Annotated in this window: 2 protein-coding genes and 1 pseudogene; 2 read left to right on the forward strand and 1 reads right to left on the reverse strand. The window is 55.5% G+C overall.

Annotated features, from left to right (window positions below; translation table 11 throughout):
• Positions 1–57: 57 nt before the first annotated feature.
• The gene (tetR(D), locus tag ACQUTI_RS26235) at positions 58–714 is read right to left on the reverse strand and encodes a tetracycline resistance transcriptional repressor TetR(D) (RefSeq protein WP_000113282.1); all 657 of its coding nucleotides are present in this window, start codon (positions 712–714) and stop codon (positions 58–60) included.
• Positions 715–809: 95 nt separating this feature from the next.
• On the opposite strand from tetR(D), the gene tet(D) reads away from it, so the two are divergent.
• Both tet(D) and ACQUTI_RS26245 read left to right on the forward strand, forming a co-directional pair.
• Positions 810–1,994 (forward strand): tetracycline efflux MFS transporter Tet(D), encoded by a 1,185-nt coding sequence (gene tet(D) / locus ACQUTI_RS26240; protein WP_001039466.1) that lies wholly within the window; start codon positions 810–812, stop codon positions 1,992–1,994.
• Positions 1,995–2,088: 94 nt separating this feature from the next.
• A pseudogene (locus ACQUTI_RS26245) lies at positions 2,089–2,412 on the forward strand (alcohol dehydrogenase catalytic domain-containing protein); the annotation flags it as partial.
• Positions 2,413–2,509 lie beyond the last annotated feature (97 nt).

A 2,509-nucleotide genomic window follows, 5' to 3' on the forward strand; every position in this document is an offset into this window, starting at 1 on the left:
ACAGAATGATGTCACGCTGAAAATGCCGGCCTTTGAATGGGTTCATGTGCAGCTCCATCAGCAAAAGGGGATGATAAGTTTATCACCACCGACTATTTGCAACAGTGCCGTAAGCTGCACCTCAAACCCCCGGATCAGGCTCTCCAGGCCATGCAGAAAGGCCTGCTCACCATCATCACTGTCCATAATCTGCAGCGCTTCCCGCAATAGCGGCGGCAGGTTTTCGTCCGGTGCTGCAGGGCGGTCGGTCAGGGCGGCAGTATGCTCCTGCTGCTCCAGTACGGCACCAAGGGTAAAATGACTGACCGCTGAAATCGCATATAACCCGTCGCGCAGTGAAAAGCCGTTTTCTGTCATAAAGCGTAACTGGGTTTCCACCGTATCATACTGTTTTTCATCAGGGCGGGTGCCGAGGTGCACTTTTGCCCCGTCACGGTAACGCAGCAGCGCCCGGCGGAAACTCATTGCATTATTGCGCAGAAATGACTGCCAGGATTCCCCCGCCGCAGGCAGTGAATAATCATGATGACGCGCCAGGATCTCCACCGCCAGCGCATCCAGTAACGCCCGTTTATTTTTCACATGCCAGTAAAGTGTCGGCTGTTCTATTCCCAGCTTCTGCGCCAGCTTGCGGGTCGTCAGCCCGTCAATCCCTGTCTCATTCAGCAGTTCCAGTGCCGCATCAATAACCGATTCTCTGTTCAGCCGTGCCATGACCGTCTCCTCCGATTTTCAGATTGACACTCTATCATTGATAGGGATATATTCCAACTCTATCAATGATAGGGAATTAACACAGGATCTGAAAAATGAATAAACCCGCTGTCATCGCGCTGGTGATTACACTGCTGGACGCGATGGGAATTGGTCTGATCATGCCGGTATTACCGTCACTGCTGCGGGAATATCTCCCGGAAGCGGATGTGGCAAACCATTACGGCATTCTGCTGGCGCTGTATGCGGTGATGCAGGTCTGTTTTGCTCCGCTGCTGGGCAGATGGTCAGATAAGCTGGGGCGCAGACCGGTGCTGCTGTTATCCCTGGCGGGTGCCGCGTTTGATTACACACTGCTGGCACTGTCCAATGTGCTGTGGATGTTGTATCTCGGGCGGATTATCTCCGGGATCACTGGTGCCACCGGCGCGGTTGCGGCTTCGGTAGTGGCGGACAGCACGGCGGTCAGCGAGCGTACCGCCTGGTTCGGCCGTCTCGGTGCGGCCTTTGGTGCCGGGCTGATTGCCGGGCCGGCTATCGGCGGACTGGCGGGGGATATCTCACCGCATCTGCCGTTTGTCATTGCGGCAATACTGAATGCCTGCACCTTTCTGATGGTCTTTTTTATCTTTAAACCGGCGGTACAGACAGAAGAAAAACCGGCGGAGCAGAAACAAGAAAGCGCAGGTATCAGCTTTATCACACTGCTTAAACCTCTGGCGCTGTTGCTGTTTGTCTTTTTTACCGCGCAGCTTATCGGGCAGATCCCGGCCACTGTCTGGGTATTGTTTACGGAGAGCCGCTTTGCCTGGGACAGCGCGGCGGTCGGTTTTTCACTGGCGGGACTCGGGGCGATGCATGCACTGTTTCAGGCGGTGGTTGCCGGGGCGCTGGCAAAACGGCTGAGTGAGAAAACCATTATTTTCGCCGGATTTATTGCCGATGCCACCGCGTTTTTACTGATGTCTGCTATCACTTCCGGATGGATGGTGTATCCGGTCCTGATCCTGCTGGCAGGCGGCGGAATTGCACTGCCTGCATTGCAGGGCATTATCTCTGCCGGGGCATCGGCGGCAAATCAGGGAAAACTACAGGGTGTGCTGGTCAGCCTGACCAATCTGACCGGCGTGGCGGGCCCGCTGCTGTTTGCTTTTATTTTCAGTCAGACACAGCAGAGTGCGGACGGTACGGTGTGGCTGATTGGCACGGCACTGTACGGTCTGCTGCTGGCAATCTGTCTGCTGATCAGAAAACCGGCACCGGTGGCGGCCACCTGCTGACCGGCGCTATACAGGCAGCGCTGTTGTGCGGTATGGTGGACGGCATTCGTGCTTATCGCCTGCCATGATAAGCCTCAGACACAGAGGAACCGTTATGAAATCACGCGCAGCAGTCGCCTTCGGGCCGGGTTTACCCCTTGAAATTGTTGAAATTGATGTGGCACCGCCGAAGAAAGGTGAAGTGCTGGTGAAAATCAGTCACACCGGGGTATGCCATACCGATGCCTACACGCTTTCCGGTGATGATCCGGAAGGTCTGTTCCCGGTGGTGCTCGGCCATGAAGGTGCCGGGGTGGTGGTTGAGGTCGGTGAGGGCGTGACCAGTGTGAAACCGGGCGACCATGTGATCCCGCTGTACACCGCCGAGTGCGGCGAGTGTGATTTCTGTACCTCCGGTAAAACCAACGGCACTGTTGCAAATAGTCGGTGGTGATAAACTTATCATCCCCTTTTGCTGATGGAGCTGCACATGAACCCATTCAAAGGCCGGCATTTTCAGCGTGACATCATTCTGT

Source organism: Klebsiella sp. 7-CIP_Kleb. (assembly GCF_050378655.1).
GTDB classification, from domain to species: domain Bacteria; phylum Pseudomonadota; class Gammaproteobacteria; order Enterobacterales; family Enterobacteriaceae; genus Klebsiella; species Klebsiella quasipneumoniae.